Origin of the sequence: Streptomyces sp. NPDC057682 (assembly GCF_042799575.1) — a bacterium.
GTDB lineage: Bacteria > Actinomycetota > Actinomycetes > Streptomycetales > Streptomycetaceae > Streptomyces.
Genome location: NZ_JBHVIN010000004.1, coordinates 265,150 through 291,471, shown reverse-complemented (window position 1 = coordinate 291,471; position 26,322 = coordinate 265,150). Strand labels below are relative to the sequence as shown.

Below are 26,322 nucleotides of genomic sequence, written 5' to 3'. Positions count from 1 at the left end.
CCATCGCCCCAGCGGGAATCACCGGCTTCTCACCGCCCACGCGAGCCGTGCCTCTGCTGCCATATCACCCGGGCCGTGCTCACGTATGCCTGAGCGCGCGCGAGGTGTCCCGGCGGCGGCGGAGAATCGTCCAAACGGTGGTAGACGGAGATCATTTCGTTGACCAGGGTGCGGCCCTCACGGGTGAGAGCCGCCGATCCGGCCAGTGCGGGTAGCACGGCCCCGACCTGTTCGCGGCAGCGGGCGTGCTCGGCCCATGCCGGGTCCCGATGGACGACCCTGCGGGCGCGCAGGGCGAAGCACTGCCAGTAGTCCGCGAGCGCGAGGTGTGAGTAGGCGCCCTGGAGGAGGCCGTCGAAGGGCCGGGGGTCGGAACGCCAGGGGGCGAAGTGGCGCGCGGCGGGGCCTTCCCGGTGCAGCGGCGTCAAGGCGGCGAGGGCGGCCATCTTGGTGTGCTGGAGCTCGTGGACGAGCGTGGCGGCGAAGTGGGCGGAGGTGACGGGCTTGCTGCTGAGGACGGCCCCGAACGCCTCGCGGCGGGTCCCGCTGCGGTGCGTGGAACCGTCGGTCGGGTGGCCCAGCGGGACGACACAGCGCAGCAGCACGGCCGCCTCGGTGACCCGGTGCTCCCCGCCGGTCCGCAGCATGCGTTCCACGCCGGACCAGGCGTCGGCCCACTCCTTGCGCTCGTCGTCGGGGACGCGCGTGGCAGCCCCCGCTCCGCCGCCGTCGCTGCCGTACGGGTCCACGTCGTCCATGGGCACAACGGTGGTGCCGGAAGGTAGCGCCCGGAGCGTGAGAACGGGCAGCCAGCGGGGATCGGGCGAGGTCATCGTCCGGTCGGGCTGGCAGCGGACGGTCAGCTCCGGGCCGTACGCGGGCCGTACGCGCAGGACGTCGTCCCGGAACCGGAACCCGGCGGCTCCCGGGCCGGTCCAGACGGCGCCCAGGGTAGGCAGGCTGACCAGTCCGTCGCGCGGGAGCAGCGTGCGGTTGAAGCCGACCCCTGCCCGCACGGCCGCCGCGGCCGCCAGCGCCGTCAGGTGGGCCAGGTCGGCGGGCAGGTCGGGGCCGGGGGGCTGCTCGGCGGTGAGACCGCCCAGCAGCCGTTCGGCCCAAGGGCCGGCCAGGGGGTGGAACAGGACGGTGCGCACGGCAGCCCGGTCGGCCCCTTCGGCGGTTTCGAGGAGGTCCCAGTCCTCGCGCAGCCTGTCCAGCCGGAATGGGGGGCACAGGGATTCGGGCGCGGCCTCGGCCGCGTCCAGTACGGCCCGCAGGAGGACGAGGCGGCGGGTGTCCTGGTCGTGGACGAGCAGGCCGAGCGAGTCGGCGCTGCCCTCGGTCCGGCCGAGTTCACGCAGCACGTGTGGGGGGATGGCGACGCTCATGGGGGGTCTCCAGCAGTTGCTTCGGCAAGCCGGTCCGCCACGTGGCGGACGAGCCTTTCGAGGTCGGCGCAGTAGACGGAGGGGTTGCGGAACCCGTGGCCCGCGCGGTAGCGGTGCGCGTAGTGGCCGCCGCCACAGACGGTGAGCAGCGGACAGGTCCGGCAGGCGTCGGCGAGCGCCCGGGCTCCCGCCTGGCGGGCGGCGACGCCGGGGTGGCCCAGCGCTTCGTCGAAGGTGTGGCGGAAGACGTCGAGACCGGTGGCGGCGGCGCCGTCGTACGCGGACTTGAGGGAGTCGACCTGCTCGATGGCCCCGTCCGTCTCGATCACCACGGCGTTCAGTGGATCGAGGCCGAGCGACTCCGTGGCGGCGGGCAGTCCGAGAAGCAGCGCGACGCACTCCTCGAAGAGCCGGACGCGGGTCGCCCGCCGGGGTGCGGCCCACCACCGGTCGAACACGGCGCAGAGCCAGTCGCCGTACGGCGTGGCGCGGCCCGATCCGGGGCCCATGGGCAGGTGCGTCAGGTCGGGCATGCCGGGCGGCGGGGCGGACCAGTTGCCGTGCGGAAGCAGGAGATCCAGGGCCGGGGGGCGCAGAGCGAGCAACGATACGTACATCTCGACCGGGTCGGTGCGCGGGTCGACGACGGTGAGGATGCCGGCGAAGGCGTCGGGGTGGCGGTCGGCCAGGAGCCGTGCGCCTCGTACAGCGGCGGGCCAGGACGGCCGGCCCGCGTGGTCGGTGCGCAGGGCGTTGTGGGCGGCGAGACCGCCGTCGAGGCTGATGCCGACACGGATGCCGTGGGCGGCGAGGGTGGCGACGGCCGCGTCGGTGAGCAGTGTGGCGTTGGTCTGCACCGTGGCGTGGACGGTGCAGCCCGTCGGCACCCGTGCGCGCACCGTGTCGGCGAAGGCGGCGAGCCTGTCGGGGCCGGCGAGCAGCGGTTCGCCACCGTGCAGGACAAGGGCGACGCCGCCGAGCCGGTGGGCGGCCGCGTGCTCGGCGATGCGGTCGGCGGTACGGCCGAGAACGGCGGGTGAGGCGGCCGCCGGGCGGTCGCGCCAGGTGTGGTCGGGCCCCTCGTACAGATAGCAGTACCGGCAGGCCAGGTTGCAGCGGCCATGCACCTTGACGATGAACTGGCCGAAGGGGACGGCACCGGAGGGGGCCGGGGCGGGTCCGGTGGAGGCGGACGTGCCGGGGTCCGGCCGCGACGTCTGCGCCGCGGACCGCTCGGTCGGCCGCCCCCAGGGCGTTGTCCGTCCAGCCACTTACGCACCCCCGTGCTGTACGTCGGCCGGGGCGGGCCCGGGAGCCCGCCCGCGGCAAGTGTTCCCGGCACCGCCCGGGACGAGACAGGTCCGGGGCCACGATGTCCTGATCGGGAGCGCCCCGGGCCGGAACCGTGCGGTGCCGGAACCGCGGCGGTGGACCGTCGCACCCTCAGAAGGCGCTGCTGAAACCCCAGTACGTCTCCGAGGGCCGTTTCGCGCGCCCGCTCAGATCCGCCACCACCTCCGCCAGCACCGGATGGTCCAGCGTCCGCAGGGTCGCCAGGTCCAGCCCCAGCAGGTCCGGCAGTTCGGCCGGGTCTCCCGGGCCTGCCGGGTCCGTTCCGTCGTTCCGTGTCGATTCGCTCATCACGTCTCCCCGTTTCGCAGCACCGGGCCCGTCCGCGACGCGCCCGCCTGTGCGCGCGTCGTGCCGGTCCCCCGTTTCCGACCGCTCCCGCTTCCGATTCGGCTCGCGTTCCCGCTCGCCGGTGGCGCGGCGCGGGCCCGCACGTCGTCGGGCGGGTCGCGCTCAGTTCTCCAGTTCGGCCAGCCGCTCGGCGGTGGACTCACCGGCCGAACCGCCGCCGTCGGGCAGTTTGCGCCATTCCTGGCGGGCCGCCCGGTACGCGTCCCGCGCGGCCCGGGGGCGACCCGCTCTCTCGTAGGTCATACCCCGCCAGTGGTTGGCTGTAGCAGCCAACTCGACTGCTTCCCGGGCGTGTTGTGGACCGCTGAGTTCCGTTTGCGCGTCGGCGGCGGATTCGGCGGCGGCCCGGAAGGCCTCGGCGGCCTCGTCGCGGCGGGCGGGCCGGTCGAGGACGTCGGCCGCCCGGAGGAGGGTGCGGCCCAGGTCGAGCCAGCAGCGGGCGGCGGTGTGCGGGTCGGTGGCCTCCTCGGCGGCCAGCCGGAAGAGGTACTCGGCCTCGCGCAGGTCCACCCGGTCCGCGGTGGCGTGGTGGCGGAGCATCAGGGCGCGGCCCAGCATCAGCAGGCGCTCGGACTGGTGGGCGCCGCCGGCCGGCATCTCGGAGCGGCAGTCGCGCAGCACGCGGACTGCGTCCCCGATGTAGGGGCGGCCGTCCGGGAGTTCGGCGCGGCGGAGCAGGGTCGCGCCCCATTCGGCGAGGAGGTCGGTGTAGGCGCGGGAGTCGCGGGGGATGCCCCGGGCGGCCCGCGCGAACCATTCGGTGGCGGCGACGAGTTCGCCGGGGTCGCCGGTGTGGTCGTACCGGGCGGTGTGGGCGCGCCCGGCCCTGGCCTGGAGCTGGGCGCGCTGCCGGTGGTCGCGTACGGTCTCCAGGGCCTGTCCGGTCAGGACCGCGGCCTCCTCCGGCTCGTCGCCGGAGGCGAGCAGCGCGTCCACCAGGTCCAGCACGATGCGGCCGTTGGTGTTCGCGGTGCGGACGCCGCCCTGGGCGAGGGCCGCGCGCAGGGAGCGCGCCGCCTGGCGGGCGTACTGGCGTGACTGTTCCGGGTCGTCGGTGACGCCGGAGAGTTTGAGCAGGGTGCGGCCGTGCTGGAGCGGCAGGGCGGCCGGGCGGTTCTCCCGGTCGGGCCAGGCGTCGGCGAAGGCCTCCAGCATGCCGCAGGCGCTCTGCAGCAGGGCGCTGTCGCCGTCGAGCCGCCACTGCGCCTCCAGTGCCCGTACGCGTTCGAGGGTGAGGCGCAGGGCCTCGGCGGGTGCCATGCCGGGTGCGGCGCAGGCGGCGGTGTATTCGCGTTCGGCGCGGCGCAGGAGTTCCAGGGCGCCCCGGCGGTCCCCGTGGCGGCGGCGGTCGTCGGCCGCGGCGTGGAGCACCTGGGCGAGCACGGCGCGCTCGCGGACCGTGCCGGGGTGGGCGACGGCCAGTTCGGCCGCGCGTCCCGCCTCGTTCAGGAGGTCGGCGCCGCCGCGGACCTCCCAGAGCCGCAGGGTGCAGCGGGCGTACTCGGCCCAGACCTCGGGTCCGGCGGGTCGCGGCCCGTTCTCGGCGGCCCCGCGCAGCAGTTGTACGGCGTCCATGAGGCGCTGCACCGACCGGTCGGCGTCGAACTGCCGCACCAGGGAACGGGCCTGCTCCACGGCGGGGCTGGTGCCGGCGGCCGCGTCCGGGACCGGGGGGTCGCGGGGTACGAAGCTCGGGGGCATCGGCATGAAGCGTTCCAGTACCCGGGTCGCGACCTCGGCGAAGGCGTGGGGGACGTCGCGGCCCGCGCCCGGACCGCCCCAGCCGCCCGCGGTCCCGGGCCGGCCGCCCCGGGCGGGCGTCCCGGTCCGTTCCTCGCCCTCGTCGCCGTACTCCGTGTCGTCGTGGTCGTCCGGCTCCTCCTGCTCCGCCGCGTACGCGTCCGGGGCGGGGTCCCCGTCCGTCGCCGTGCTCCCGGCGGGCCGGGAGGCGCCGGGACCGGTGGTCCGTGCCGTGCCCTGCCGGGGGCCCTCGCCGAGCTGGGCCAGGGCCAGGGCCGGGAAGTTGGGGCCTCCCTTGCCGAACCGCTGCTCGATGTACTGCGAGCAGTGCTTGAGGACGAGCAGGGCCTCGTCGCGGCCGAGCGGGCCGAGCAGCGCGTCCTGGACGCCGGGCTCGAACGCGTACCACTGGCCGCGTCCGCCTCCCCCGTCCGCGCGGGTCAGCAGTCCGCTGAGCAGCACCTCGGCCAGTTCGGAGGGGCCGGAGTGGGGCAGCATCGTGCGCTGGACGAGCTGCATCACCGGGAGGTAGAGGGGCGCGGCGGCCAGATAGACGGCCAGCTGTCCGGCCGCGGGCGAGGCCACAGAGCGGAAACGGCTGACGAGCTGGAGCGAGGAGAGCGTGCCGCCGGAGCGCTGGGCGGCGGCCGCCGGCTGGTCGGCCCGGACCCAGCCGACCGCTCCGTCGATCCCGGCGCCCGTCCCCGACAGCAGCCGGGCCCAGGCGGCCAGCGCCTCCGGTACGGGCGGCAGCACCGGGACGGCCAGGGCGCCCGGGTGCACGGCCGGGCCGGTCCCGGTGTCCTCGGTGACCTTGAGGAGGGCCGCCCCGGAGGGGCCGTCGCCGCGGGCGAGGGAGCCGAAGGTGACGGGCAGCCTGGTGCGGTTCCACATGCGCTGCGGCAGCGGCTGGAGGACGGCGACCGGGGCCTGCCGGGCCAGCTGGTGCAGCAGCCGGTGGGCCCGGCCGCTGTGCCAGAGCGGCCCCGCGCAGTCGCTGATCAGGACGGTGACGCGACGCCCGGTCGGATCGCTCAGCCGGTCGGCGGAGTGCAGCGGGGCGGCGGCCGGGTCGGAGCTGCGGCTGACGGCGCAGCCGCCGTCCGGGCCCTGGTGGAGGTAGCGCGCCTGCACATCCCTGAAGGCGCCCAACTGGGCGAAGATGCGCTGTAGTTCGCCGAACAGCCGGTCCCAGACCAGCATCGAGGTGGAGGCGTCCATGACGCACTGGAGGATGGCGTCGGCCCGGCGCACGCCCCGGAACACCGGTATCACGGTCCCCCCGGCCCGCGCGCTGCGCTCGGCCGTCGCCGTCTCGTCCAGGACGCGGCGCAGCGGGGCGGACGCGGGACGGTAGCGCTGCAACGGGCGTAAGGCGCGGGTCAGCTCGATGGGCGCGGGCAGTACGGGGGCGGCGGGCACGCCGAAGGTGAGCACGGTCGCGGTGCCGGGCGCCGGGGTGCTCCGGCCGGCGGGCGGGGTGCCGTCGTCGCGGTCCGGGCCGGAGCGGCCGGGCAATGGATACAGCGCGATCTTGCCGTCGGCCCGGGGGCGGGGCGCGTCCTCGGCGTCCTCGTCGTCGGCTCCGGGGTCCGGGGCGGTCTCCCCGGGGCCGGGGCCCTCGTTCGCGGGGCCCGTTCCGGCGGTCCGCTCCGCCGTCGCCTCCCCCGTCCCGGCGCCGCCGCCTTCGCCCTGCGCGTCCCCGGCGGATTGCGCGGGTCCGGCTTCGGTGCCCCGGGTCCAGCGTGCCAGCCAGAGCGCGTCGCAGAGCTGCTCGACATCGGGATCGAGCCCGGCGCCGCGCAGCCGGACAACGAGCGCCGTCAGCGCGTCCTCCCCGGCCGCGCCCGGCACGTCCGGCGTCCCGCGCCCCGCGTCGGCCCGGGGCTCCGCGACCGGCACCGGCCCCGTGTCCGCCCCCGCGGGGGCGTCCGCCTCCCGGGCCGACGCCGCGCCTCTCACCTCATCCGCCCCGTCCATCGCGTCGTCACCTCGGCCGGTCGAGTCGCTGGATCAGCAGGTCCGCGAGGCGGTCGCGGCCGGTGGGGGCGGCGGTCTGGGTGAGGTAGATCGCGTTGAGCAGCTGGTCCGTGGCGAGGAGTTCGCTGCGCGAACGCTCCAGGAAGTGCGTGATCAGGTCCTCGCTGGAGCGGGCCGCCTCCTCGCCCAGATGTGCCTTGACGAAGGCCGCCAGCCGCTTGTGGTCGGGGCGTCCCAGCTCCAGGTGGACGCAGCGGCGCATCAGCGGCGCGGGGAAGTCGCGCTCCCCGTTGCTGGTGAGCACCACGAACGGGAAGGCCCGGCACTGCACCCGGCCGCCCTTGATCCGCACCTTGTTGCCGTCGTGGTCCAGCACGACGGCCTCGCCGTCGGGCAGCCGGTCCGCGATCCGTTCCAGTTCGGGGACGGCGAACTCGCCCTCCTCCAGGACGTTCAGGAGATCGTTGGGAAGGTCGATGTCGCTCTTGTCGAGTTCGTCGATGAGCAGCACCCGGGGCCGGTCCGAGGGCAGCAGCGCCGTACCGAGCGGGCCGAGGCGGATGTAACTGCCCACGCTCTGCGCCGAGTCGGCGGGCTCGCCGCCGCCCGCCGCGGCGTGCGAGGCGATCTGGACGTCCTGGAGCCGGGCGATGGCGTCGTAGTGGTAGAGCCCGTCCTGGAGGGTGGTACGGCTGACGACGGGCCAGCGCAGCACCTTGCCGAACTCCAGCTCCCGGGCGACGGAGTGGGCCAGGGTGCTCTTCCCCGCGCCGGGGTCCCCGGTGACCAGCAGCGGGCGCCGCAGATAGAGCGCGGCATTGATCATTTCCAGTTCCTCGGCGCCCGGCCGGTGCTCCTCGGCGACGCGTCCGGGAATGCCCAGACGGCGGTCGGCCGACTCGCCCGCGCCGCCCTCGTCCTCCCGCCCGCCGGCGAAATCACGCCAGGGCGGTGGCGGGGGCAACCGGGGTACGTCGTCGTGGGGTTCGCCGATGCCCCGGTAGATGAGCCACTCGCTGGATTCACTCATAACGTGTTCCTCGATGTCACTCGTCCGCCACGGACGGCGGCCGTCGCACCCGCCGCCGCCTCACCGTAGCGATCCGGCACACTCCCGTTAAGGGGCCGGCCGGCACGGCCCCGGGGATCGGGTCGGAGCCGTTCCCCGGCGGCGCCGTTCACGGCGCCACCAGGAACGGGTCGTCGGCTCCGGGCAGTTCGTGGGGCGTGTCGCGGACGTAGAGGGCGATGCCGTCGGACCAGTACAGCTCCGAACGCCCGGCGCTCACCCCGCGGCGCAGCTCGTGGACCGCCCACGGCAGTCGCTCACGGGTCCCGGCCTCCGGCACCGTCCGGCCCACGCCCCGGTGGAAGTCCCGGCACACCAGATCCGCCTCAGCGGGCCGCCGCTGGATCAGCGCCGCCGCGAACCCCGCGTCGATCAGCCGCACCACCCCGGCCGTGGCCTCGGCGTCCGGCCGCGATCCGTACCGGCACAGGACGGGCACGGTGGCGGGCGGCAGGGCCCGTAGCCCGGCCACCTCCGGTACGCGTACCCGCACATCGTCCTCGCAGTCGACCACCTCGGCCCGGATGCCGGGACCGGGGGTGTCGGGCGGAGGGCCGGGCTCCCCCTCGTCCGGACCGGCGCCGTCCGGGCCCCGGTAGGAGCTGCTCAGCACCACGGGGCGTACGGATCCGAGCGACGGCCCGTCCGGGGACAGCGTCCAGCCGTCGACCGGCAGTCCGAACTGCCCGGGTGCGACGACGGCGTAGAGCACGGCCGGGCTGCCCGGTTCGTCGCAGCGGCGGAACGCCTCGGTCAGCGCGGCGGCGAGCCGGTCGGGCACGGTGTCGAGGGGCACGCCCCGGCTGTCCTCGTCGATGGGCTGAGCCTCGCCGGTGTGCCGGCCGACGGAGACCCGCCAGTCGTAGCGGCCGCGCGCCCAGCCCTGCTGGTCGATGCGGAGGACGACCCCGTCGCGTTCCCCGTCGCGGACGGGTTCGGCGGCCGGGGGCGGGACGGCCGGCTGGCGGTTCTGTTCCAGGCCCAGCCGGATGTCCGCCCACTCCTGGTCGAGCCGGCGGCGCAGGTCACGGGGCAGTTCGACGTCGGCGATCGTCTTCGCCCAGCCCCACAGTGCCTTGGCGTTGCGCACCGAGAGCCGGCCGTGGGGCCGGTCGGCGGCGAGGACGCCCAGGCAGTAGCGGACGATCAGCTCGAACCGGGCCGTACGGTCGCGGGCCTCGGTGTCGTAGAGGACGCCCAGGCCGTCGCGCCAGCCGCGCGGGGCGGGGCGGTGGTCGCGGGAGTGGACGCCGGGCAGGCCGTCGAGCAGGTTGAGCAGGGAGCGGGTGCTGGCGGGCGGGGCGAGTTCGGCGAGCCGGCCCAGCAGGTCCGCGCGGCGCTTGGGGCCCAGGACCCCGCCGGGCGGGACGGGCAGTTCGCTCTGCACGTCGGCCCAGGTGCGCTCGGTTCCGGCCGCGCTGTTGTGGCGGTCGGCGTGGTAGCGGTCGTGCGCGTGGAAGACGGCCTGGTAGACGTCGTCGGTCTCCGCCTCCATGGGGGTGGCCGGAACCTTGAGGGTGCGCAGCCGCTCGATGCCGACGGCGATGCCGCCCTGCTGCCGGTCCAGCTGCGATTTGACGACCCCGACCACCTCGCCGCGGGCGAAGTCGACCACGGGCCCGCCGGACATGCCCGGCACCAGCCAGTCCTCGTCCAGCCGGACGAGCTGGTCGACGTCGTCGGCGGCCCCGTACGCCCCGCGCACCCGGTAGGCGCCGCTGAGCAGGTTCAGTTCGCCGCCGGGCGCGTCGGCCCAGCCGACGCAGCGGATGTCGCTGCCCCAGAGCAGTCCGCCGGAGCGTTCGGTGACATGGACGCAGGAGTGCTCGACCGGGCGGGTGAGCTGGACGAGCGCCAGGTCGGGGGCGGGCCAGCCGGTGGCCCCGGGCGGCCGGGCGCCGGGCAGGGCGACGACGACGCGGCCGGGGACCTCGGCACGGTCGCCGCCGTACCGGTCGCTCCGGAACACCACGTTCACCGCGCCCCCCTCCCCGCGCATCGCCACGTGCGCGCACGTGAGAATCCAGCTCGGAGCGATGAAGAAGCCGCTCCCCAGGAAGTCCCCCGGCCCTTCAGGGGCATACCCGGACGGGGGCCGGTGAATTCGTACGGTGGCGTCCTGGACGAGGGTCATGAGCGCACGCTCGTAGCGGCGCCGGTCCTCCTCTGCGCCCCAGCCGCCGTCCGAGGTCATGCCCCGTCGCCGTCGGTGCCGTCCGCGCCGTCCGGATGGGCCGGTGCGCCGGGGTCTGCCCCGGCGTGCGGCGCCACCGCGGGTGCGCCGGCGGCCGGTTCGGGTACCGGGGGCGCGGACGGGGCGTGCGCGGGAAGGGGCGGCGGCACGGGCGGTCCTGCGGGCGCCGGGACCGGGGGGCCTGCGGGGGCCGGTGCGGACGGTCCTGCGGGGGCGGGCACCGGGGGTGCTGCGGTGGCCGGTGCGGGCGGGGCGGCGGGAGCCGGCGGGTCGACCGGGGGTCCGCCGCCGTTCCAGGTGAGCGTCACCTTGATCGCGCCCTTGGCCTCGCCGTCCGCGAGGAGCCCGACGACCCTGCCGGACTTGGCGGTCAGCTCGATGCCGAACTCGACGCTGACGGCGTCCGGCCGGACGGCCCGCAGCGGCACGGCGAGCGACCGCGCGACGCTCGTCACCACGGAGTGCAGGCTCTCGACCCGGGCCTGCACCCCGGCCTGCACCCGGTCGGCGACGTCACCGGCGAAGCCGGTGTCGGTGAACGTGAGACCGCCCGGCTCGGGCCCGTCCAGTTCCCCGGCCCCGGAGATGCGCGCCCAGACCGGTGTGCCGTCCGGCATCTCGATGCGCGTGATGCGGGACCCGTTGTCCTCCATGAACCCCCCGTTCCCCAACTACCCGCAGATTAACGGCCGCAGGGGGCCGACGCGAGAGACATGGACCATGACGCGAGGGGGCGGCGGGTCGGTTCTCGACCGTCCGCGCGAGGCTCCCCGACCGCGTCCGAACGGCGTCCGGCAGGCCCTTAAACTGTGGGTATGTACTTCACCGACCGCGGTATCGAGGAGCTGGAGAAGCGGCGTGGCGAGGAAGAGGTCACGTTCGAGTGGCTCGCCGAGCAGCTGCGTACGTTCGTCGACCTGAACCCCGACTTCGAGGTTCCGGTCGAGCGTCTGGCCACCTGGCTGGCCCGGCTGGACGACGAGGACGACGAGGAGTAGGCCCCGCCCGGCGGACCGGAGCCGGACCGGGCCCACGGGCCGGGCGCCGGTGCCCCGTGTTCAGGCCCCGTTCCCCGGCGACGCGCCGTCCGGACCGTCGTCCCTGATCCGGTCGTACGCCAGTCCCAGTGCCCCGTGCGCCATCAGCAGGACCCCGGCGACGACCCAGCCGCCGCTGCGCCGGGACGCGCCCCAGAGGGCGAGGGGCAGACCCGCCGCGAGCTGGGCGCCCGCCAGGGCACGCGCCCGGGGTCCGCGCATCCAGGGGCCGACGCGGCTGGACTCCACGACGTCGAGTTCGGCCAGGACCGCGTCGCGCCAGCCGGTCCAGGTGATCCGCTCGGCGTGCGGCCAGACGTCCGCGCCCGCCGCGAGCCGGTGCGAGGGCTCGCCCGGGTCGAGTCCCGGCGGAAGCTCCAGCCCGGTTCGGGTGAGGACGGCGAGCAGCCCGCGCAGCCTGGCCCGTCCGTCGGCCTCCGGATCGGGCCGGGTCAGCGCCTCCAGGTCCTGGACGTCCAGGACCGGATCGAGGCCCAGCCGCTCGGCGAACGTCCGCATCGCCTCGTCCTCGCCGGCCGGGGTCCCGTCCGCGAGCCAGACGTAGCCGACCGGGCGGCGGAACCCGGCCGCCAGGGTGTACCCGGCCCGGTCGGCGTCCCACCACAGGGCGAGGACCGGCCAGGTGGAGCCGACCGCGAGCGCCGTGGCCCAGCCGCCGAGCACCCGGTCGACGGGTTCCACGGTCTCGTCCGGTGCCGGTGTCCCGCCGTCGTCGCCGCCCCGCCAGGGACGCCCCTCGGGCACCAGCACGCTCCAGCCGTCCCCGGCGGGCGCCAGCAGCATCCGGTCGCGCAGCAGTTGGGCGACCGGCCGCACGGTCTCCGGTTCGGCCCGGCACAGCAGCAGTGCACCCACGGGTGAGGTCGCGTCCATGCCCACACGGTAGGGCAGATCAACCCGTGATGACCTCTTTTGATCCGGTATGGGCACTCGTCTACCCCTCCCACTCGTGTCTTGACTTCACGAATCCGCGATATATCGTGTTCTTCAAGAGACGCGATATGTTGCGTCGCCGCACTCCCTGGGAGGTCAGATCCATGCCTGTGTCGACGTGGGCCGTCGCCGAGCCGCGCAAGCTCGCCTTCGAGGAACCCGTGACCGCGCTGAACGTCCGCATCGTCAACGGCACGGTCAATGTCGTCGGCACCGACGAACCGACCGCCCGGCTGGAGGTCTCCGGCATCGAGGGACCGCCGCTGGTGGTCACCCAGGAGGACGGCGTCCTGACGGTCGCGTACGAGGACCTGGCCTGGCACAGCCTCCTCAAGTGGCTGGACCGCAAGGGCTGGACCCGCCGCGCCGAGGTCTCGCTCGCCGTCCCGGCCGGTTCCCGGGTGGAGGTCGGTGTCGTGGGGGCCGGGGCCTTCGTCTCCGGGGTGCGCGGACGCACCGATGTCCGCGGCGTGACCGGCGACACCACGCTCGTCGGGCTCGCCGGCCCGGTCGGCGCGGAGACCGTCTCGGGCAATGTGGAGGCCCAGCGCGTCACCGGGGAGCTGCGCTTCCAGTCCGTCTCCGGTGATCTGACCGTCGTCGAGGGCGCGGGCACCGCGGTGAAGGCCGAATCGGTCAGCGGGGACATGGTGCTCGACCTGGACCCCACGGGCCGCCCGGCCGACATCCGGCTGACCACGGTCTCCGGCGAGATCGCCATCCGGCTGCCGCACCCGGCCGACGCGAAGGTGGAGGCGAACACCGCCAGCGGCTCCGTCTCCAACGGCTTCGAGGACCTGCGGGTCAGCGGCCAGTGGGGTGCGAAGAAGATCACGGGCACCCTGGGCTCCGGCACGGGCACACTGAGGGCGACGACGGTCTCGGGATCGATCGCCCTGCTGCGCCGCCCGCCCGCCGAGGACGGTCCGCACGACGCCGAGCCGACCGGAAAGGTGCTCTGACATGCCGCCCGTATTCGCCCACGGCCGCCTCCGCCTCTATCTGCTGAAGCTGCTCGACGAGGCCCCGCGCCACGGCTACGAGGTGATCCGCCTCCTGGAGGAGCGGTTCCAGGGCCTGTACGCGCCCTCGGCGGGCACGGTCTACCCCCGGCTGGCCAAACTGGAGGCCGAGGGCCTGGTCACCCATGCCACCGAGGGCGGCCGCAAGGTGTACTCGATCACCGACGCGGGCCGCGCCGAACTGGCCGGGCGCACCGGCGAGCTGGCCGATCTGGAGCTGGAGATCAGGGAGTCGGTCTCCGAGCTGGCCGCCGAGATCCGCGACGACGTGCGGGGCGCGGCCGGTCAGCTGCGCAACGAGATGCGCGCGGCGGCCGACGAGTCCCGGCACCCCGGCCCCTCCCGTGCGGGCCGCAAGGCGGGTGGGTCCTCCCCGTTCGGCGATCTCGGCGACTTCGCCGATCTGGGTGACAAGGAGGCCTGGCGCAGCGCGAAGGAGGAGCTGCGCAAGGCGAAGCAGGAGTGGAAGGAGCAGGCCCGCCGGGCGAAGGACGAGTCCCGGCGCGCCCGCGAGGAGGCCCAGCGGGCCCGCCGCCAGGCCAAGGAGGCCCAGGACCGGGCGCGCGAGCAGATGCAGAACGCCGCCCGTCAGGTCCAGGAGCACTTCGCCCGGGGCGACTGGCCCGCGGGCGTGCGCGAGGGGCTCGCCGAGATCACCGGTCAGCTGGGCGGCTTCGCCCGTACCGGCACCTGGGCCCCGTACATCAAGCCGGACGCCGCGGGCACGGATCCCGAATGGGGCAAGGACACCGGCGGCACGGGTGATCCGGCGCGCGATCTGGACCGGCTGCTCGACCGCTTCCGTGACGACATCCGGGACGCGGCCAGGGACCGGGGGGTGACGGAGGACCAGCTCGCGGAGGCCCGCCGCCATCTGTCCACGGCGGCGGCGCACATCGGCGCGCTGCTGCGCGGCGACGCGGAGGACGGCGGAGGCACCGGGGCGTAGACCGGGTTTCCGGCGGCGGGACGCCCGCCGCCGGAAACCCGCCCCGCGCTCAGCCCACCCTGCGCCCAATCGCCCCGCGCTCAGCCTGCCTTGCGCTGACGTCCCGCGCCGCCCTCGCCGTACAGGGCGCGTTCGACCGTCGCGTACGTCGCGCCGTGTTCGGCGAGGACGTCGGCGACCACGCCGGGCGTGGCGGTGAGGGCGAGCAGCAGGTGTTCCTCGCCGATGAAGCGGTCGCCGCGGCCGAGCGCGATCCGCAGCGACCTCTCCAGGATCTTCTTGGCCGGCCGGCCGAAGCGCGGGGCGCCGGTGCGGCCGCGCCGGGGGCGGCGCCCGTCCCACAGGGCCCCCTCGCCGTGCGCCTCCTCGATCCGGGAGACGACCGCGGTGAGATCGATGCCGATGTCCGCGAGGGCGTCGGCGTCGGCCCTGCTCATGCCGCCGCGCCTGCGCGCCTCGAACAGCGCGGCCTCGACCGCGGGCCGGTGGTCCGCGAGGCCCAGGGACCCGAGGGCGAACGAGGCCCGCCCCTCGGCCGTGTCGAACAGGCCGAGGAGCAGGTGCTCCTCGGTGACGCGGTCCGCGCCCGCCCGTTCGGCCAGGGTCACGGCGCCCGTCACGGTGGCGCGGGCGCCCTTGGTGAATCGCTCGAACATCAATGCCTCCCGTACTTCTTGTGCACGGCCTGTCGGCTGACGCCCAGTTCGGCCGCGATCTCCTGCCACGACCAGCCCTGCACACGGGCGCTTCTGACCTGTACGGCTTCGAGCTGCTCCAGCAGCCGCCGCAGCGCGGCGACCGACCGCAGCCCCACCCGGGGGTCGCGGTCGCCCGCGCGCTCGGCGAGATCCGTTGCTTCCGTCATGATGTCAACTTACGTTGACATCCGGGAGGTGTCAACCCTGGTTGACAGTGAGCACGATCTTCCCGAACTGCTCGCCCGAGGCCATCCGTTCGAAGCCCTCCCGGGCCCGGTCGAGGGGCAGCACCTCGTCGATCACGGGCCGCACCCCGGTGGCGGCGCAGAAGGAGAGCAGGTCCTCCAGTTCGTCCCGGGACCCCATGGTCGAGCCGACGACCTTCAGCTCCAGGAAGAAGATGCGGGTCAGCTCGGCGTGCGCGGGGCGGTCGCCGCTGGTGGCGCCGGAGATGACCAGGGTGCCGCCGGGGCGCAGCGATTTGACGGAGTGCGACCAGGTGGCGGCGCCGACCGTCTCGATGACGGCGTCCACCCGGTGGGGCAGCCGCGCGCCCGGCTCGTACGCCTCCACGGCGCCGAGTTCGACGGCCCGCCGGCGCTTGGCCTCGTCGCGGCTGGTGGCGTACACCCGCAGACCGGCGGCCCGGCCGAGCACGATCGCGGCCGTCGCGACCCCGCCACCGGCGCCCTGCACCAGCACGGAGTCACCGGGCCGCACCCCGGCGTTGGTGAAGAGCATGCGGTACGCGGTGAGCCAGGCGGTGGGCAGGCAGGCGGCCTCCTCGAAGCTCAGCTCCTTCGGCTTGGGCAGCACGTTCCAGCTGGGGACGGTGACCTGTTCGGCGAAGGTGCCCTGGTAGCGCTCGGTGAGGATGGACCGGGGCTCGTCGGGACCGACTCCGTGGCCGGTCTGGCCGATGACGGAGTGCAGGACGACCTCGTTGCCGTCCTGGTCGATGCCCGCGGCGTCGCAGCCGAGGATCATCGGCAGTTTGTCCTCGGCGAGGCCGACGCCGCGCAGGGACCAGAGGTCGTGGTGGTTGAGGGAGGCGGCCCGGACGTTGACGGTGGTCCACCCGGGACGCGCCTGAGGGGCCGGGCGTTCGCCCAGCTCAAGGCCGTTGAGGGGGTGGTCGCGGTCGAGGCGGGATGCGTAGGCGGCGAACATGGGGCCGACGATAGGGGCCGCGCTACTCCCGCGTAACCGGCTGCGGCTGTGACACGCGCCGCCCCACGCCACCGGCCGGGGCCGGTGTCCCCGCCAACGGCAAGGGCCTGTGCCCCCGCCCGTACCCACGGCAGCGGCCGGTGTCCCCGGCGTCCGTGCCGACGGCAGGGCCGGTGCCCGGCGGCGCGACCGGCCCCGCTCCGGTAGCCGTCACCCGCCCCGCACACGCGGACGGGGCCGGCGCCTCCGAAGAGACACCGGCCCCGCACGTCTCACGCACCCGGGCTCAGCGCCGGGCGACGCCCTCCGCGCGGGCGGCGGCGGCCACGGCGGCCGTCACGGCGGGGGCGACCCGCTCGTCGAACGGCGACGGGATCACGTAGTCGGCGGCCAGCTCGTCGCCCACCACGTCGGCCAGCGCGTTCGCCGCGGCGATCTTCATGCCCTCGGTGATCCGCGAGGCCCGCACCTGGAGCGCGCCGGCGAAGATGCCGGGGAACGCCAGGACGTTGTTGATCTGGTTGGGGTAGTCGGACCGGCCGGTCGCCACGACGGCCGCGTACTTGTGCGCGATGTCGGGGTGGACCTCGGGGTTCGGGTTCGCCATGGCGAAGACGAAGGCCCCGGGGGCCATGGAGGCGACGGCCGCCTCGGGGACCGTACCGCCGGAGACGCCGATGAAGACGTCGGCGCCCGCCAGCGCCACCTCCAGCGGGCCCGAGAGCCCGGCCCGGTTGGTGAGTGCGGCCAGCTCGCGCTTGACGTCGGTCAGGTCCTCGCGGTCCCGGCTGACGATGCCCTTGCGGTCGGCGACGGCGACGTCGCCGATCCCGGCCTCCAGGAGGAACTTGGCGATGGCCGCGCCCGCGGCACCCGCGCCCGAGATGACGCCGCGCAGATCGCCGAGGCTGCGCCCGGAGAGCTTCGCCGCGTTGCGCAGGGCCGCGAGGGTGACCACGGCGGTGCCGTGCTGGTCGTCGTGGAAGACCGGGATGTCGAGCCGCTCCTGGAGCCGGCGCTCGATCTCGAAGCAGCGCGGCGCCGAGATGTCCTCCAGGTTGACGCCCCCGAAGGACGGGGCGAGCCGGACGACGGTCTCCACGATCTCGTCCGTGTCGGTGGTCGCGAGCGCGATCGGCACCGCGTCCACCCCGCCGAACTGCTTGAACAGGATGGCCTTGCCCTCCATCACGGGGAGGGAGGCCTCGGGCCCGATGTCGCCGAGCCCCAGCACCGCGGTGCCGTCCGTGACGACCGCGACGACCTGGGACTTCCAGGTGTAGTCGTGCACGAGCTCGGGATTCTCGGCGATGGCGCTGCACACCTTCGCCACGCCCGGTGTGTAGGCGAGGGACAGGTCGTCCCTGTCCCGGATCGGGACGGTGGCCCGCACGGCCATCTTCCCGCCCCGGTGGAGCGCGAAGGCCGGATCGAACGGCTCGTCCGTGGCGCTCTCCGTACTGCTGTCGCTGCGAGGGTTGACGATCTCCGCTGCCATGGTGTTGACCCCTTAAGTCTTCATCGTTTGAGGGTGGCCACTCCTGGTTGAGGAGGGGTGGGCGGGCACCGCGTACATGCCCTGCGCCGGGCGATTTGGCCCGCCCCGGCAGGGGGAACTACGTACGCGCGGGCGCGCCGCACACGCGCCCTGAGCCCCGGATGAGGGGTGTAAGCGTCCTTCTTACCGGACAGGGGGTACCGCGGACGAGTCGGTATGCCCACGGTGACGCGTCTCATAGGGGGACATACGCGCACGTCGGCCCACCGAGACGAAATCCGCCCGGAACGGGTCCGAGGCGGAGGATCTTCCGGCAGGAAGAAGCGTTTCCAGGGAAAGGTCCGGCCTGTGTGTGCCGGCCCACTGGCTACGGGGGTGTCCCGTTACCCGATTTTGACATGCTGCGCCCCCTGTTTGGGCTAGTCCGAATGGCAAGATGCCGTAATCACACAAGGCGGCGACTCCCGACGCTGTGTGTCAATCGCCTGGCAATGCCCCCCTCACCTGCCGGAGGAGCCCCACCATGACCGCACGCACCATCCGTCGAACCGCTAAGTCCCGGCTTGCCGCGGTCGGCGCCATCGCGGTCGCCGGCACCATGCTGCTGACCGCCTGCGGCGACCAGACGAAGAACGACACGACCGACGCCGCTTCGGCCTCGGCCCAGTCGGGTGACGGCGGGTCCTCCCCCGCCGACCTGCTCCCGGCGGACATCAAGTCCAAGGGCGTCATCAAGGTCGGTTCGGACATCGCGTACCCGCCGGTCGAATTCAAGGACAAGTCCGGCAAGACCGTCGGCATCGACCCGGACCTCGCCGCCGCGCTCGGCAAGGAACTGGGCGTGGAGTTCCAGTTCGAGAACGGCACCTTCGACACCCTGATCACGGGTCTGCGCGCCAAGCGCTACGACCTGGCGATGTCGGCGATGACCGACACGAAGGACCGTCAGAACGGTGTCGACCCCGAGACGAAGAAGAAGGTCGGCGAGGGCGTCGACTTCATCGACTACTTCACCGCGGGCGTCTCCATCTACACCAAGAAGGGGGACGACCAGGGCATCAAGACCTGGGCGGACCTCTGCGGCAAGAAGATCGCCGTCCAGCGCAACACGGTCTCCAACGACCTGGCCAAGGCCGAGTCCAAGAAGTGCACCGGCGGCAAGAAGATCGCCATCGAGTCCTACGACACGGACCTGGAGGCCCAGACCCGGCTGCGCTCGGGCGGTGCCGACGCCGGCTCGTCCGACTTCCCGGTCGCCGCGTACGCGGTGAAGACCTCGGGCGGCGGCAAGGACTTCCAGCTCGTCGGCGAGCAGGTCGAGGCCGCCCCGTACGGCATCGCCGTCGCCAAGGGCAACGACCAGCTGACCAAGGCCGTCAAGGCGGCCATGGACGCGATCATCAAGAACGGCGAGTACGAGAAGATCATCGCCAAGTGGGGCGTCGAGGCCGGTGCGGTCACCGAGGCCAAGGTGAACGGCGGCTCCTGACCGGATCCGGCGATGAAAGGCATCAGCCGTGACTGACATCAAGAAGACGGGCCCGGACGACGTCCCGGCCGCGTCCCCCACCGCCGCGACGGCCGCCCCGGAGACCATCCGGGCGATCCCGGTCCGGCACTACGGCCGGTACGTCGCGGCGCTCGTCGCCCTCGCCGCACTCGCCTCGATCGTCTACGCCTTCAGCCAGGGCAAGATCAACTGGGGTGCGGTCCCGGACTACTTCTTCGACGACCGCATCATCGACGGCGTCGGCCAGACCCTGCTGCTGACCGCGCTGTCGATGGTGATCGGCGTGGTCGGCGGCGTCCTGCTGGCCGTGATGCGCCTGTCGAAGAACCCGGTGACCTCGTCGATCGCGTGGTTCTACATCTGGTTCTTCCGGGGCACCCCGGTCCTCGTCCAGCTGTTCGTCTGGTTCAACCTGGGTCTGGTCTTCGAGTACATCAACCTCGGGCCGATCTACAAGGACTACTGGTCGAGCTTCATGACGCCGCTGCTGACGGCGCTGCTCGGGCTCGGTCTCAACGAGGCCGCGTACATGGCGGAGATCTGCCGCGCCGGACTGCTCTCGGTCGACGAGGGCCAGACGGAGGCCTCGCACGCGCTGGGCATGAGCCACAGCAAGACGCTGCGCCGGGTGATCATCCCGCAGGCGATGCGCGTGATCGTGCCGCCGACGGGCAACGAGGTCATCAACATGCTCAAGACGACCTCGCTGGTGGCGGCCGTCCAGTTCTACGAACTGTTCAAGAACGCCCAGGACATCGGGCGGAGTTCCGGGTCGCCGGTGGAGATGTACTTCCTCGCCGCCGCCTGGTACCTGATCATGACCTCGGTGCTCAGCGTCGGGCAGTACTACCTGGAGCGGTACTACGCACGCGGCTCCAGCCGCAGTCTGCCGCCCACACCGCTGCAGAAACTCCGGGCCAATGTGCTGTCGCTGGGCCGCCCGAAGGGAGGCATGGCATGACCGCCATGGTGAAGGCCGAGGGCGTCCACAAGTCCTTCGGCACCGCGCACATCCTCAAGGGCATCGACCTGGAGGTCGCCCCGCGCGAGGTGTTCTGTCTGATCGGCCCGTCCGGTTCCGGCAAGTCGACGTTCCTGCGGTGCATCAACCACCTGGAGCAGATCAGCGCCGGCCGGCTGTACGTGGACGGCGAACTGGTGGGCTACCGCCAGAAGGGCGACAAGCTCTACGAGCTGAAGGACAGCGAGGTCGCGCTGAAGCGCCGGGACATCGGCATGGTCTTCCAGCGCTTCAACCTGTTCCCCCATATGACGGCGCTGGAGAACGTCATGGAGGCGCCGGTCCAGGTCAAGCGGGAGTCCAAGGCGGTCGCCCGCGCCCGCGCGGAACGGCTGCTGGACCGCGTCGGCCTGTCCGACAAGGCGAGGAACTACCCCTCGCAGCTCTCCGGGGGCCAGCAGCAGCGCGTGGCGATCGCCCGTGCGCTGGCCATGGAGCCGAAGCTGATGCTCTTCGACGAGCCGACCTCGGCGCTCGACCCGGAGCTGGTCGGCGATGTCCTTGACGTGATGCGCGGACTGGCCGAGGACGGGATGACGATGATCGTCGTCACCCATGAGATGGGCTTCGCCCGCGAGGTGGGCGACGCGCTGGTCTTCATGGACGACGGTGTGGTGGTCGAGTCCGGCCATCCGCGCGATGTCCTGACCCACCCGCAGCACGACCGGACGAAGTCGTTCCTGTCGAAGGTGCTGTAGGGAACGCTGAGCGGGGAGGACGGTACGGGAGCGTACCGTCCTCCCCGCTTTCGTTTTCAGTTTCGCTTTTGCTTTCGTTTTCGCTTTCGCCCGTGCGGTGGGCGGCTACTTCTTCGCGACCAGCTCCGGCCGGAGCACGAGGGCGCGCAGCTGTTCACGGGTGAGCGGCGGCGTCTTCAGGAGCGGTCCCTGCGAACGGTCGGACTCGAAACCGGTGCTGTCGCGCACGGCCAGCTCGGATCCGTCCTTCAGCGTGAGGCGGGCCACCAGTTCGGGCCCCCACTGCAGGGTGCCGGCGCCGTACTCCATGGCGTCGCTCCAGAGGGTGAGCACCCGGCCGTCCGGCAGCGCCTCGCGGACGCAGTCGGTGGGCGCGGGTTCGCCGTTGCCCGGGTGGCACAGGTCGGCCTCGGGCGGGAAGCCGCCGCGCTTCTTCTCCAGGAACTTCGCCGACTGGAGGGTGATGGTCAGATAGCCGACGCCGCCGTCGCGGCGCACGGCGTACTGCCCGTCCAGCGGTCCGTAGTACTTCTCCTTGGCCTGGGCGGGGGTCGCGTTCTTGATGATCTGCGCCAGGGACACCTGCTGGAGCGCGCCGACGCCGTCGGGCAGCAGTGCGGCCACCCGCTCGGCCCGGTCGCCGTCGGCCGCGACCGGGGCCGCCACCGACGCGGTCCGCGGGCTGTCCTCCGGTCCGGCGGTGAGGCCGGGCAGCGCGAACGCCCCCGCCGCGACCGCGCACACCGCGACGGCCGACACCGCGGCCCGGCGGCGCCTGCGGACCCGTGCGGCCCGGGCGTACACCACCTCGGTGCTGATCACCGGGTGTCCCGCGTCCTCCGCGGCCCGCCCCAGCAGTTCCCGTACGTCGCTCATACCAGTTCCTCCGCCATCTCGGCGCGCAGCGCCGCCAACCCCCGAGCCGTGTGGCTCTTGACCGTGTTCTCCCGCATCCCGAGCACCGCGGCGGTGGCCTCGACGCTCAGGTCCTCCCAGTAGCGCAGCACCAGTACGGCGCGCTGCCTGGGCGTGAGACGGGCGAGTGCCGCCCGCACCGCGAGGCCGGTGTCCGTGTCGGGTACGTGGGCCGCCCGGTCGGGCAGTTCGCCGTACGAGTGCTCGCGCCGCCAGAACCGGCGGCGGGCCGCGATGAAGGTGTTGACCAACGTCTTGCGCGCGTACGCCTCGATGTTGTCGAGCCGTCCGTGCCGCCGTCCGCCGAGCACCACCTTGACCAGCGTGGCCTGGACCAGGTCCTCGGCCTCGTGCCGGTCTCCGCAGAGCAGGTAGGCACTGCGGAAGAGTGCGGTGCGCCGGCTCTCGACGAAGGCGTGCAGCGCGGCGTCGTCATCGCTCCGCATCGTCAGCGCCCCTCTCCGGGTCCGCGGGCGCGGACCGTCTCACCCTTCCAGTGCGGCGGGTGGGCGCCGGGGTTGCAGGGGTTTCCGGAAATGTTGGCGGGGCGGCGCGGACCGTCGTCCGCACCGCCCCGGACCATGGTTCTCCCCCGTCCGGCTCCAGGGCAAGAACCGGGAGGCGGGAAGGTGCGCGGCAGGGCCGCCGGAGGGCGGGGCCGGCTACTTCACCGCGAGGACCAGGCTGTCGGAGGGCGAGGACCAGACGGCACGGGCCTCGGCGAAACCGGAGGCGCGCAGGGTGTCGGCGTGCCAGGCCGCGGACGGCATGTCGCCGTCGGCGTGCTCGCCGTAGATGGCGAAGCGTTCGGCGGTCGGTCCGGCGAGGACCGGGTCCTTGGCGGCCAGGGCCCACCATTCGGCCCAGTCGAGGGCCCCGGCGGCCTTGGCCCGGTCCATGCCGGCGTGCCGGTGGGCGCGCTCTGCGGCGTTGATCCGGGGCGTGCCGGTGTCGATCATGTGGTCGGCGTTCATGAAGACGCCGCCGTCGCGGACGAGCCCGCCGATCTGCCCGTAGAGCGCGGCGAGCGGTTCGCTGTGCAGCCAGTGCAGGGCGGTGGCGGTGAGGACCGCGTCGTACGAGTCGTACGGCAGCTTCGCCGTCCAGTCGGGGTCCTTGAGGTCGGCGGTGACGAAGGTGACCCGCTCGTCCCCGGCGAAGGATCCTCGGGCGATGGCGAGCAGGGCCGGGTCCAGATCGACGCCGGTGCTGGTGGCCTCGGGGAACCGGCGGAGCAGCCGGTCCGTAATACTTCCCGTACCGCAGGCGAGGTCGAGCACCCGCGGGGCGGGTCCGGTGAAGGCCTCGACCATGTCGAGCATCACCCGGAAGCGCTCCTCCCGGTCGGGCATGTACCACTCCTGCTGGCGGTCCCAGCTCGTCTGCCAGGCCTGCCAGTCGGCGCCCGTCGTTGTCTCGGTCATCCGTACCTCCCGATGTAATACCCTGGACTGGCAACAGCCCATTACTTCACCACCGGACCGACTTTAGACCGACGCCGTAAGGACTACAAGTGGAACTGGCCTATTACTCGGACTACGCCGTGCGCCTGGTCAACACCGAGGAGCCGGCCCGCGGCAAGGACACGCTCACCTCGGTCGAGGCGGTCCGTGAACTGTTCGGCGCCAACCAGCAGGCCGCGCGGCGCGCGACGGACGCGGACGTGACGCGTTTCCGGTCGGTACGGGCCCGGCTGCGGGCGGTCTTCGAGGCGGCCGACGCGGGCGACGAGACCCTGGCGGTCGACCTGTTGAACTCGCTGCTGCTGGAGTTCCCGGTGAGCCCGCAGATCTCCGGGCACGACCACCGGGACTCGGACGGGAAGCCCGACTGGCACATGCACCTGGCCGACCACCCGTCCAACGCCACCTCGGGCTACGCGGCGATCGCGGCGATGGGGCTCGCCTTCCATCTGACCTCGTACGGCGCGGACCGGCTCGGCCTGTGCGAGGCGGCGCCGTGCCGCAACGCCTACCTCGACACCTCGACCAACCGCTCGCGCCGCTACTGCTCGGACCGCTGCGCGACCCGCGCCAACGTGGCGGCCTACCGGGCCCGCAAACGCCTGGAGACCGAACGCGCCGCCGCACCCGGCCGCGCCGACGAGACCGGCCGCAGCGCGGACACGGCCCAGCCGACGGCGCCCAGCACCGAGCGCTGATCCTTCGTCAGCGGCCGGTACCGCACCAGTACCCTGGCCAGCACCAGTTCCTCCGGCACCACGCCGTAGTCCGTGCTGTCCCCGCCCGCGAACGAGTTGTCCCCCAGCACCCACCAGCCGCCGGCCCGCCGCTCCGCGGCCCGCTTCACCACCAGCAGGTCCTGCTGGAACGGATGACGCAGGATCACCACGTCCCCGGTCCGCACCCGCGCCCCGTACCGCACGAGCAGCCAGTCCCCGTGATGGAGCGTGGGCACCATCGAGGGCCCCGTCACCTCCACCACCTGGAACCGCGCCCGCGCCCCCGCCCCCCGTCCGGGCTGCTCCCCGGCCGGCTCCGGCACCTCAGGCACCTCCCGCATCTCTCCCGCACCTCCCCGGTCCGTCCCGTACACCGTGTCCCCCACAGGGTTACGTACATTCGGCCACTGGTCTCATCCTCACCCCGGACTTTTGGCCTAAGCCCATGGGGGCACCCACGAATTCACGTCTCTCACGGAGTAATGTCCCACCTGAGAAGACGATCACGAGGAAGGACAGCTCCATGCTTTCCCGCCTGTTTGCCCCCAAGGTGAAGGTCAGCGCCCACTGCGACCTCCCCTGCGGCGTGTACGACCCGGCCCAGGCCCGCATCGAGGCGGAGTCCGTCAAGGCCGTCCAGGAGAAGTACCAGGCCAACGAGGACCCGCACTTCCGGGCCCGCGCGGTGGTCATCAAGGAGCAGCGCGCCGAGCTGGCGAAGCACCACGTCTCCGTGCTGTGGAGCGACTACTTCAAGCCCCCGCACTTCGAGAAGTACCCCCAGCTCCACCAGCTGGTCAACGACGCCCTCAAGGCCCTCTCGGCCGCCAAGGGCTCGACCGACCCGGCGACGGGCCAGAAGGCCCTCGACCTGATCGCCGAGATCGACAAGATCTTCTGGGAGACGAAGAAGGCTTGATCTCCCTCTGGACGGCCTGACCCGCACTTTCGCGGGTCGCGCCGCTCGGCTGCCCGCACCCGGGCCGCAGTCCGCCTGCCATGGCGTCGCTGACGGCCCGGGTGCGGTCCGCTTTTCCGGGCCGCTGACAGGGACCGGCGAACCCCGTCGGCCGCCAAGGTCAGCCCCTGTCGTCCGCATCGCCTCGCAGCCCCCAGGCGTCGAGTCCGGAGTAGACCACCGCGACGCGCCCCCGCGGGAAATTGAGCGCCGTGGCCTCCCCGCCGTAGACCGCCACCAGAGAGTCCGGCCCTCTCCACCAGGTGTCGGAGAGGCCCCTCACCTCGCGCACCGGCTCAAAGCCGTTCAGGTCGACGCCATCGGCGTCGTCGCCGATGAACGTGGTGACCTGTTTTGCCCACAGGGATGCGTGGTGAGCCAGGGCGACCGACTCCACCCAGCCCTCGACGGTCGCGTGGAGGGGAGCCCATTCATCTCCCTGGATACCGAACTCACCCGACGGACCGATCATGAATGCGTAGGGGACTGCCGTCCGCTGCCTTCCCGCTTCGAACCACCACCCTGCGGAGTCCACTTCGGGCGAGTCCGGATCAAGGTACGTGGGACCTCCGTCGTACTGAGGTGCCGGAGGCAGGAGCAGACCGCCCCATCGCTGCTGGTAGGCCGCCATGCGATCGATCACCGCTGCTGGAACGTCCCGCTCAAGCCACCATCGCCGGTGCCCCTCGACGGGGCGCACGCCAACCTTTACGCCATGCGCGGAGACAAAGGACCGGGCACGTCGGGTCAGGCCGTCGGGCACATCGTTGATGGGGTGAGGATTCACCCGGGGGACGCTACCCAGGAGCCGCGGGGAGGGCATCCTGATTCACCGGCGCACGCACCGTCTACGGCCTCGGCCAGGTGGTCGAGTTCCCCTGTCAGCTGCACCAACACCCCCTCCGACGGTAGGCCAGTCGCCGGCGGGGAACGAGCCGGCCGACGCCATCGTCGCAACCGTGGCCCGCGCACTTCACGAACGGACGGGACCGGCCGGTGTGTGCCTGCGAAGGGCTGCTGTCAGTGCCTGAATGCACAATTCCGTTATGACAGACTCCGGGTCGGCCACAACCGCGGCATCTCGCACCCCCCTCGACTGGGTGGAGTCGATGGGTGGTCCCCTGATCGTGATTCCCGTCTCCGCGCTGGACGCATGGCGCGGGTGTGCAGAGGGCGGGACAGTCGTGGGGGACGGAGTCGATCCGGACGACTACGACAGGGCCTGCGCGGTGGACGACCTGGCCGGCGCGATTACCGTCGGCGAGAACGGGGTGCACGCGCTGGTCCTGGGGGACGAGCCCGCCACCACCTGTTACATGCCCGAGTATCAGGCCTTCCTGCGTTGGCTGGGCGCCGACTCCGAATCCGGGCTCAAGGCGGCGGCCGAGGCCGTCCTCGCCGATCCTGGCACCCCATGGGAGGAGTGCGGGACGTGGATCACGGAGGGCCCCGCTGTTCTCATGGACTCCGCCGAAGCAGGTGCCGAACTGAACGTGGAGTATCCGGGTGGCGGGCTCCCGTCACAGGCAGGGGTCCCGTTGCCCCCTGGCCGCTGGAGAGTTCGCGCTGTCCACACCGAGGTCGACGAGGACAACCGGGTGGGCCTGGTGCAGCTCCGGGCCGTCACGGACTGAGGCG

Annotated in this window: 26 protein-coding genes; 9 read left to right on the top strand and 17 right to left on the bottom strand. The window is 73.1% G+C overall.

What is annotated here, in order from left to right; genetic code table 11:
- Positions 1 to 29 precede the first annotated feature (29 nt).
- The 7 genes from ACFVDM_RS08890 to ACFVDM_RS08860 form a co-directional block, all read right to left on the bottom strand.
- Complete coding sequence (locus ACFVDM_RS08890) at positions 30 to 1,388, bottom strand: aKG-HExxH-type peptide beta-hydroxylase (RefSeq protein WP_383634943.1); 1,359 nt, start codon at positions 1,386 to 1,388, stop codon at positions 30 to 32.
- Positions 1,385 to 2,524, bottom strand: coding sequence for an FxsB family cyclophane-forming radical SAM/SPASM peptide maturase (locus ACFVDM_RS08885; RefSeq protein WP_383635444.1), 1,140 nt, complete (start codon positions 2,522 to 2,524; stop codon positions 1,385 to 1,387). Before ACFVDM_RS08885 ends, ACFVDM_RS08890 begins: the two co-directional genes overlap by 4 nt.
- 307 nt (positions 2,525 to 2,831) lie before the next feature.
- A complete protein-coding gene (fxsA, locus tag ACFVDM_RS08880; protein WP_383634941.1) occupies positions 2,832 to 3,029 on the bottom strand; it encodes an FxSxx-COOH cyclophane-containing RiPP peptide in 198 nt (65 codons plus the stop codon).
- 162 nt (positions 3,030 to 3,191) lie between these two features.
- Positions 3,192 to 6,809: an SAV_2336 N-terminal domain-related protein gene (locus tag ACFVDM_RS08875; protein ID WP_383634939.1), complete on the bottom strand. Its 3,618-nt coding sequence runs from the start codon at positions 6,807 to 6,809 to the stop codon at positions 3,192 to 3,194.
- A 7-nt stretch (positions 6,810 to 6,816) separates the two neighbouring features.
- A complete protein-coding gene (locus ACFVDM_RS08870) occupies positions 6,817 to 7,839 on the bottom strand; it encodes an AAA family ATPase (protein ID WP_383634937.1) in 1,023 nt (340 codons plus the stop codon).
- Between the two features lie 148 nt (positions 7,840 to 7,987).
- Entirely contained in the window at positions 7,988 to 10,072 is a 2,085-nt protein-coding gene (locus tag ACFVDM_RS08865) for a trypsin-like peptidase domain-containing protein (protein ID WP_383634935.1), read from the bottom strand.
- Entirely contained in the window at positions 10,069 to 10,725 is a 657-nt protein-coding gene (locus ACFVDM_RS08860; protein ID WP_383634933.1) for a CU044_2847 family protein, read from the bottom strand. Before ACFVDM_RS08860 ends, ACFVDM_RS08865 begins: the two co-directional genes overlap by 4 nt.
- Positions 10,726 to 10,887: 162 nt before the next feature.
- On the opposite strand from ACFVDM_RS08860, the gene ACFVDM_RS08855 reads away from it, so the two are divergent.
- Positions 10,888 to 11,070, top strand: a complete 183-nt coding sequence (locus ACFVDM_RS08855) for a DUF6104 family protein (protein WP_005312030.1) — start codon at positions 10,888 to 10,890, stop codon at positions 11,068 to 11,070.
- 60 nt (positions 11,071 to 11,130) lie between these two features.
- Here the strand turns inward: ACFVDM_RS08855 and ACFVDM_RS08850 are convergent, their stop codons facing one another.
- Entirely contained in the window at positions 11,131 to 12,003 is an 873-nt protein-coding gene (locus ACFVDM_RS08850; RefSeq protein WP_383634930.1) for a hypothetical protein, read from the bottom strand.
- 164 nt (positions 12,004 to 12,167) lie between these two features.
- Here ACFVDM_RS08850 and ACFVDM_RS08845 point away from each other — a divergent pair, with 164 nt between their 5' ends.
- Together ACFVDM_RS08845 and ACFVDM_RS08840 are read left to right on the top strand one after the other, a co-directional pair.
- The gene (locus ACFVDM_RS08845) at positions 12,168 to 13,025 is read left to right on the top strand and encodes a DUF4097 domain-containing protein (protein WP_383634928.1); all 858 of its coding nucleotides are present in this window, start codon (positions 12,168 to 12,170) and stop codon (positions 13,023 to 13,025) included.
- A gap of 1 nt (position 13,026) precedes the next feature.
- Complete coding sequence (locus ACFVDM_RS08840; RefSeq protein ID WP_383634926.1) at positions 13,027 to 14,034, top strand: helix-turn-helix transcriptional regulator; 1,008 nt, start codon at positions 13,027 to 13,029, stop codon at positions 14,032 to 14,034.
- Positions 14,035 to 14,114: 80 nt separating this feature from the next.
- Here ACFVDM_RS08840 and ACFVDM_RS08835 read toward each other — a convergent pair whose 3' ends face one another.
- The 4 genes from ACFVDM_RS08835 to ACFVDM_RS08820 all read right to left on the bottom strand — a co-directional run bounded on the left by ACFVDM_RS08835 (position 14,115) and on the right by ACFVDM_RS08820 (position 17,400).
- The gene (locus tag ACFVDM_RS08835; protein ID WP_383634924.1) at positions 14,115 to 14,690 is read right to left on the bottom strand and encodes a Clp protease N-terminal domain-containing protein; all 576 of its coding nucleotides are present in this window, start codon (positions 14,688 to 14,690) and stop codon (positions 14,115 to 14,117) included.
- The gene (locus tag ACFVDM_RS08830; RefSeq protein ID WP_266782775.1) at positions 14,690 to 14,899 is read right to left on the bottom strand and encodes a sigma factor-like helix-turn-helix DNA-binding protein; all 210 of its coding nucleotides are present in this window, start codon (positions 14,897 to 14,899) and stop codon (positions 14,690 to 14,692) included. Before ACFVDM_RS08830 ends, ACFVDM_RS08835 begins: the two co-directional genes overlap by 1 nt.
- 31 nt (positions 14,900 to 14,930) lie before the next feature.
- Complete coding sequence (locus ACFVDM_RS08825) at positions 14,931 to 15,902, bottom strand: zinc-binding dehydrogenase (RefSeq protein WP_383634922.1); 972 nt, start codon at positions 15,900 to 15,902, stop codon at positions 14,931 to 14,933.
- A gap of 286 nt (positions 15,903 to 16,188) precedes the next feature.
- Positions 16,189 to 17,400 carry an NADP-dependent malic enzyme gene (locus tag ACFVDM_RS08820; protein ID WP_383634920.1) on the bottom strand — a complete coding sequence of 404 codons (1,212 nt, stop codon included), beginning with the start codon at positions 17,398 to 17,400 and terminating at the stop codon, positions 16,189 to 16,191.
- 523 nt (positions 17,401 to 17,923) lie between these two features.
- Here ACFVDM_RS08820 and ACFVDM_RS08815 point away from each other — a divergent pair.
- Genes ACFVDM_RS08815 through ACFVDM_RS08805 form a run of 3 tightly spaced genes read left to right on the top strand, consistent with a single transcriptional unit; the run spans position 17,924 to position 20,629 of the window.
- The gene (locus tag ACFVDM_RS08815) at positions 17,924 to 18,889 is read left to right on the top strand and encodes an ABC transporter substrate-binding protein (protein WP_383634918.1); all 966 of its coding nucleotides are present in this window, start codon (positions 17,924 to 17,926) and stop codon (positions 18,887 to 18,889) included.
- A gap of 28 nt (positions 18,890 to 18,917) precedes the next feature.
- Positions 18,918 to 19,871, top strand: a complete 954-nt coding sequence (locus ACFVDM_RS08810; protein WP_383634916.1) for an amino acid ABC transporter permease — start codon at positions 18,918 to 18,920, stop codon at positions 19,869 to 19,871.
- Positions 19,868 to 20,629: an amino acid ABC transporter ATP-binding protein gene (locus ACFVDM_RS08805; RefSeq protein WP_383634914.1), complete on the top strand. Its 762-nt coding sequence runs from the start codon at positions 19,868 to 19,870 to the stop codon at positions 20,627 to 20,629. Before ACFVDM_RS08810 ends, ACFVDM_RS08805 begins: the two co-directional genes overlap by 4 nt.
- Before the next feature lie 105 nt (positions 20,630 to 20,734).
- Here the strand turns inward: ACFVDM_RS08805 and ACFVDM_RS08800 are convergent, their stop codons facing one another.
- From ACFVDM_RS08800 to ACFVDM_RS08790, 3 genes are all read right to left on the bottom strand, one after another.
- Positions 20,735 to 21,505, bottom strand: coding sequence for a hypothetical protein (locus ACFVDM_RS08800; RefSeq protein WP_383634913.1), 771 nt, complete (start codon positions 21,503 to 21,505; stop codon positions 20,735 to 20,737).
- Positions 21,502 to 21,990 carry a SigE family RNA polymerase sigma factor gene (locus ACFVDM_RS08795; RefSeq protein ID WP_383634911.1) on the bottom strand — a complete coding sequence of 163 codons (489 nt, stop codon included), beginning with the start codon at positions 21,988 to 21,990 and terminating at the stop codon, positions 21,502 to 21,504. Before ACFVDM_RS08795 ends, ACFVDM_RS08800 begins: the two co-directional genes overlap by 4 nt.
- Before the next feature lie 216 nt (positions 21,991 to 22,206).
- A complete protein-coding gene (locus ACFVDM_RS08790) occupies positions 22,207 to 22,968 on the bottom strand; it encodes a class I SAM-dependent methyltransferase (protein WP_383634909.1) in 762 nt (253 codons plus the stop codon).
- Positions 22,969 to 23,057: 89 nt separating this feature from the next.
- On the opposite strand from ACFVDM_RS08790, the gene ACFVDM_RS08785 reads away from it, so the two are divergent.
- Entirely contained in the window at positions 23,058 to 23,705 is a 648-nt protein-coding gene (locus tag ACFVDM_RS08785) for a CGNR zinc finger domain-containing protein (RefSeq protein WP_383634907.1), read from the top strand.
- On the opposite strand, the gene sodX is transcribed toward ACFVDM_RS08785, so the two are convergent.
- Positions 23,591 to 24,067 (bottom strand): nickel-type superoxide dismutase maturation protease, encoded by a 477-nt coding sequence (sodX, locus tag ACFVDM_RS08780; RefSeq protein WP_383634905.1) that lies wholly within the window; start codon positions 24,065 to 24,067, stop codon positions 23,591 to 23,593. The two genes, ACFVDM_RS08785 and sodX, sit on opposite strands and share 115 nt — an antisense overlap.
- 182 nt (positions 24,068 to 24,249) lie before the next feature.
- On the opposite strand from sodX, the gene sodN reads away from it, so the two are divergent.
- Positions 24,250 to 24,645 carry a superoxide dismutase, Ni gene (gene sodN / locus ACFVDM_RS08775; protein WP_148020672.1) on the top strand — a complete coding sequence of 132 codons (396 nt, stop codon included), beginning with the start codon at positions 24,250 to 24,252 and terminating at the stop codon, positions 24,643 to 24,645.
- A 160-nt stretch (positions 24,646 to 24,805) separates the two neighbouring features.
- On the opposite strand, the gene ACFVDM_RS08770 is transcribed toward sodN, so the two are convergent.
- Complete coding sequence (locus ACFVDM_RS08770) at positions 24,806 to 25,471, bottom strand: hypothetical protein (RefSeq protein ID WP_383634902.1); 666 nt, start codon at positions 25,469 to 25,471, stop codon at positions 24,806 to 24,808.
- A 244-nt stretch (positions 25,472 to 25,715) separates the two neighbouring features.
- Here ACFVDM_RS08770 and ACFVDM_RS08765 point away from each other — a divergent pair, with 244 nt between their 5' ends.
- Positions 25,716 to 26,318: an immunity 21 family protein gene (locus tag ACFVDM_RS08765; protein ID WP_383634901.1), complete on the top strand. Its 603-nt coding sequence runs from the start codon at positions 25,716 to 25,718 to the stop codon at positions 26,316 to 26,318.
- Positions 26,319 to 26,322: the final 4 nt, after the last annotated feature.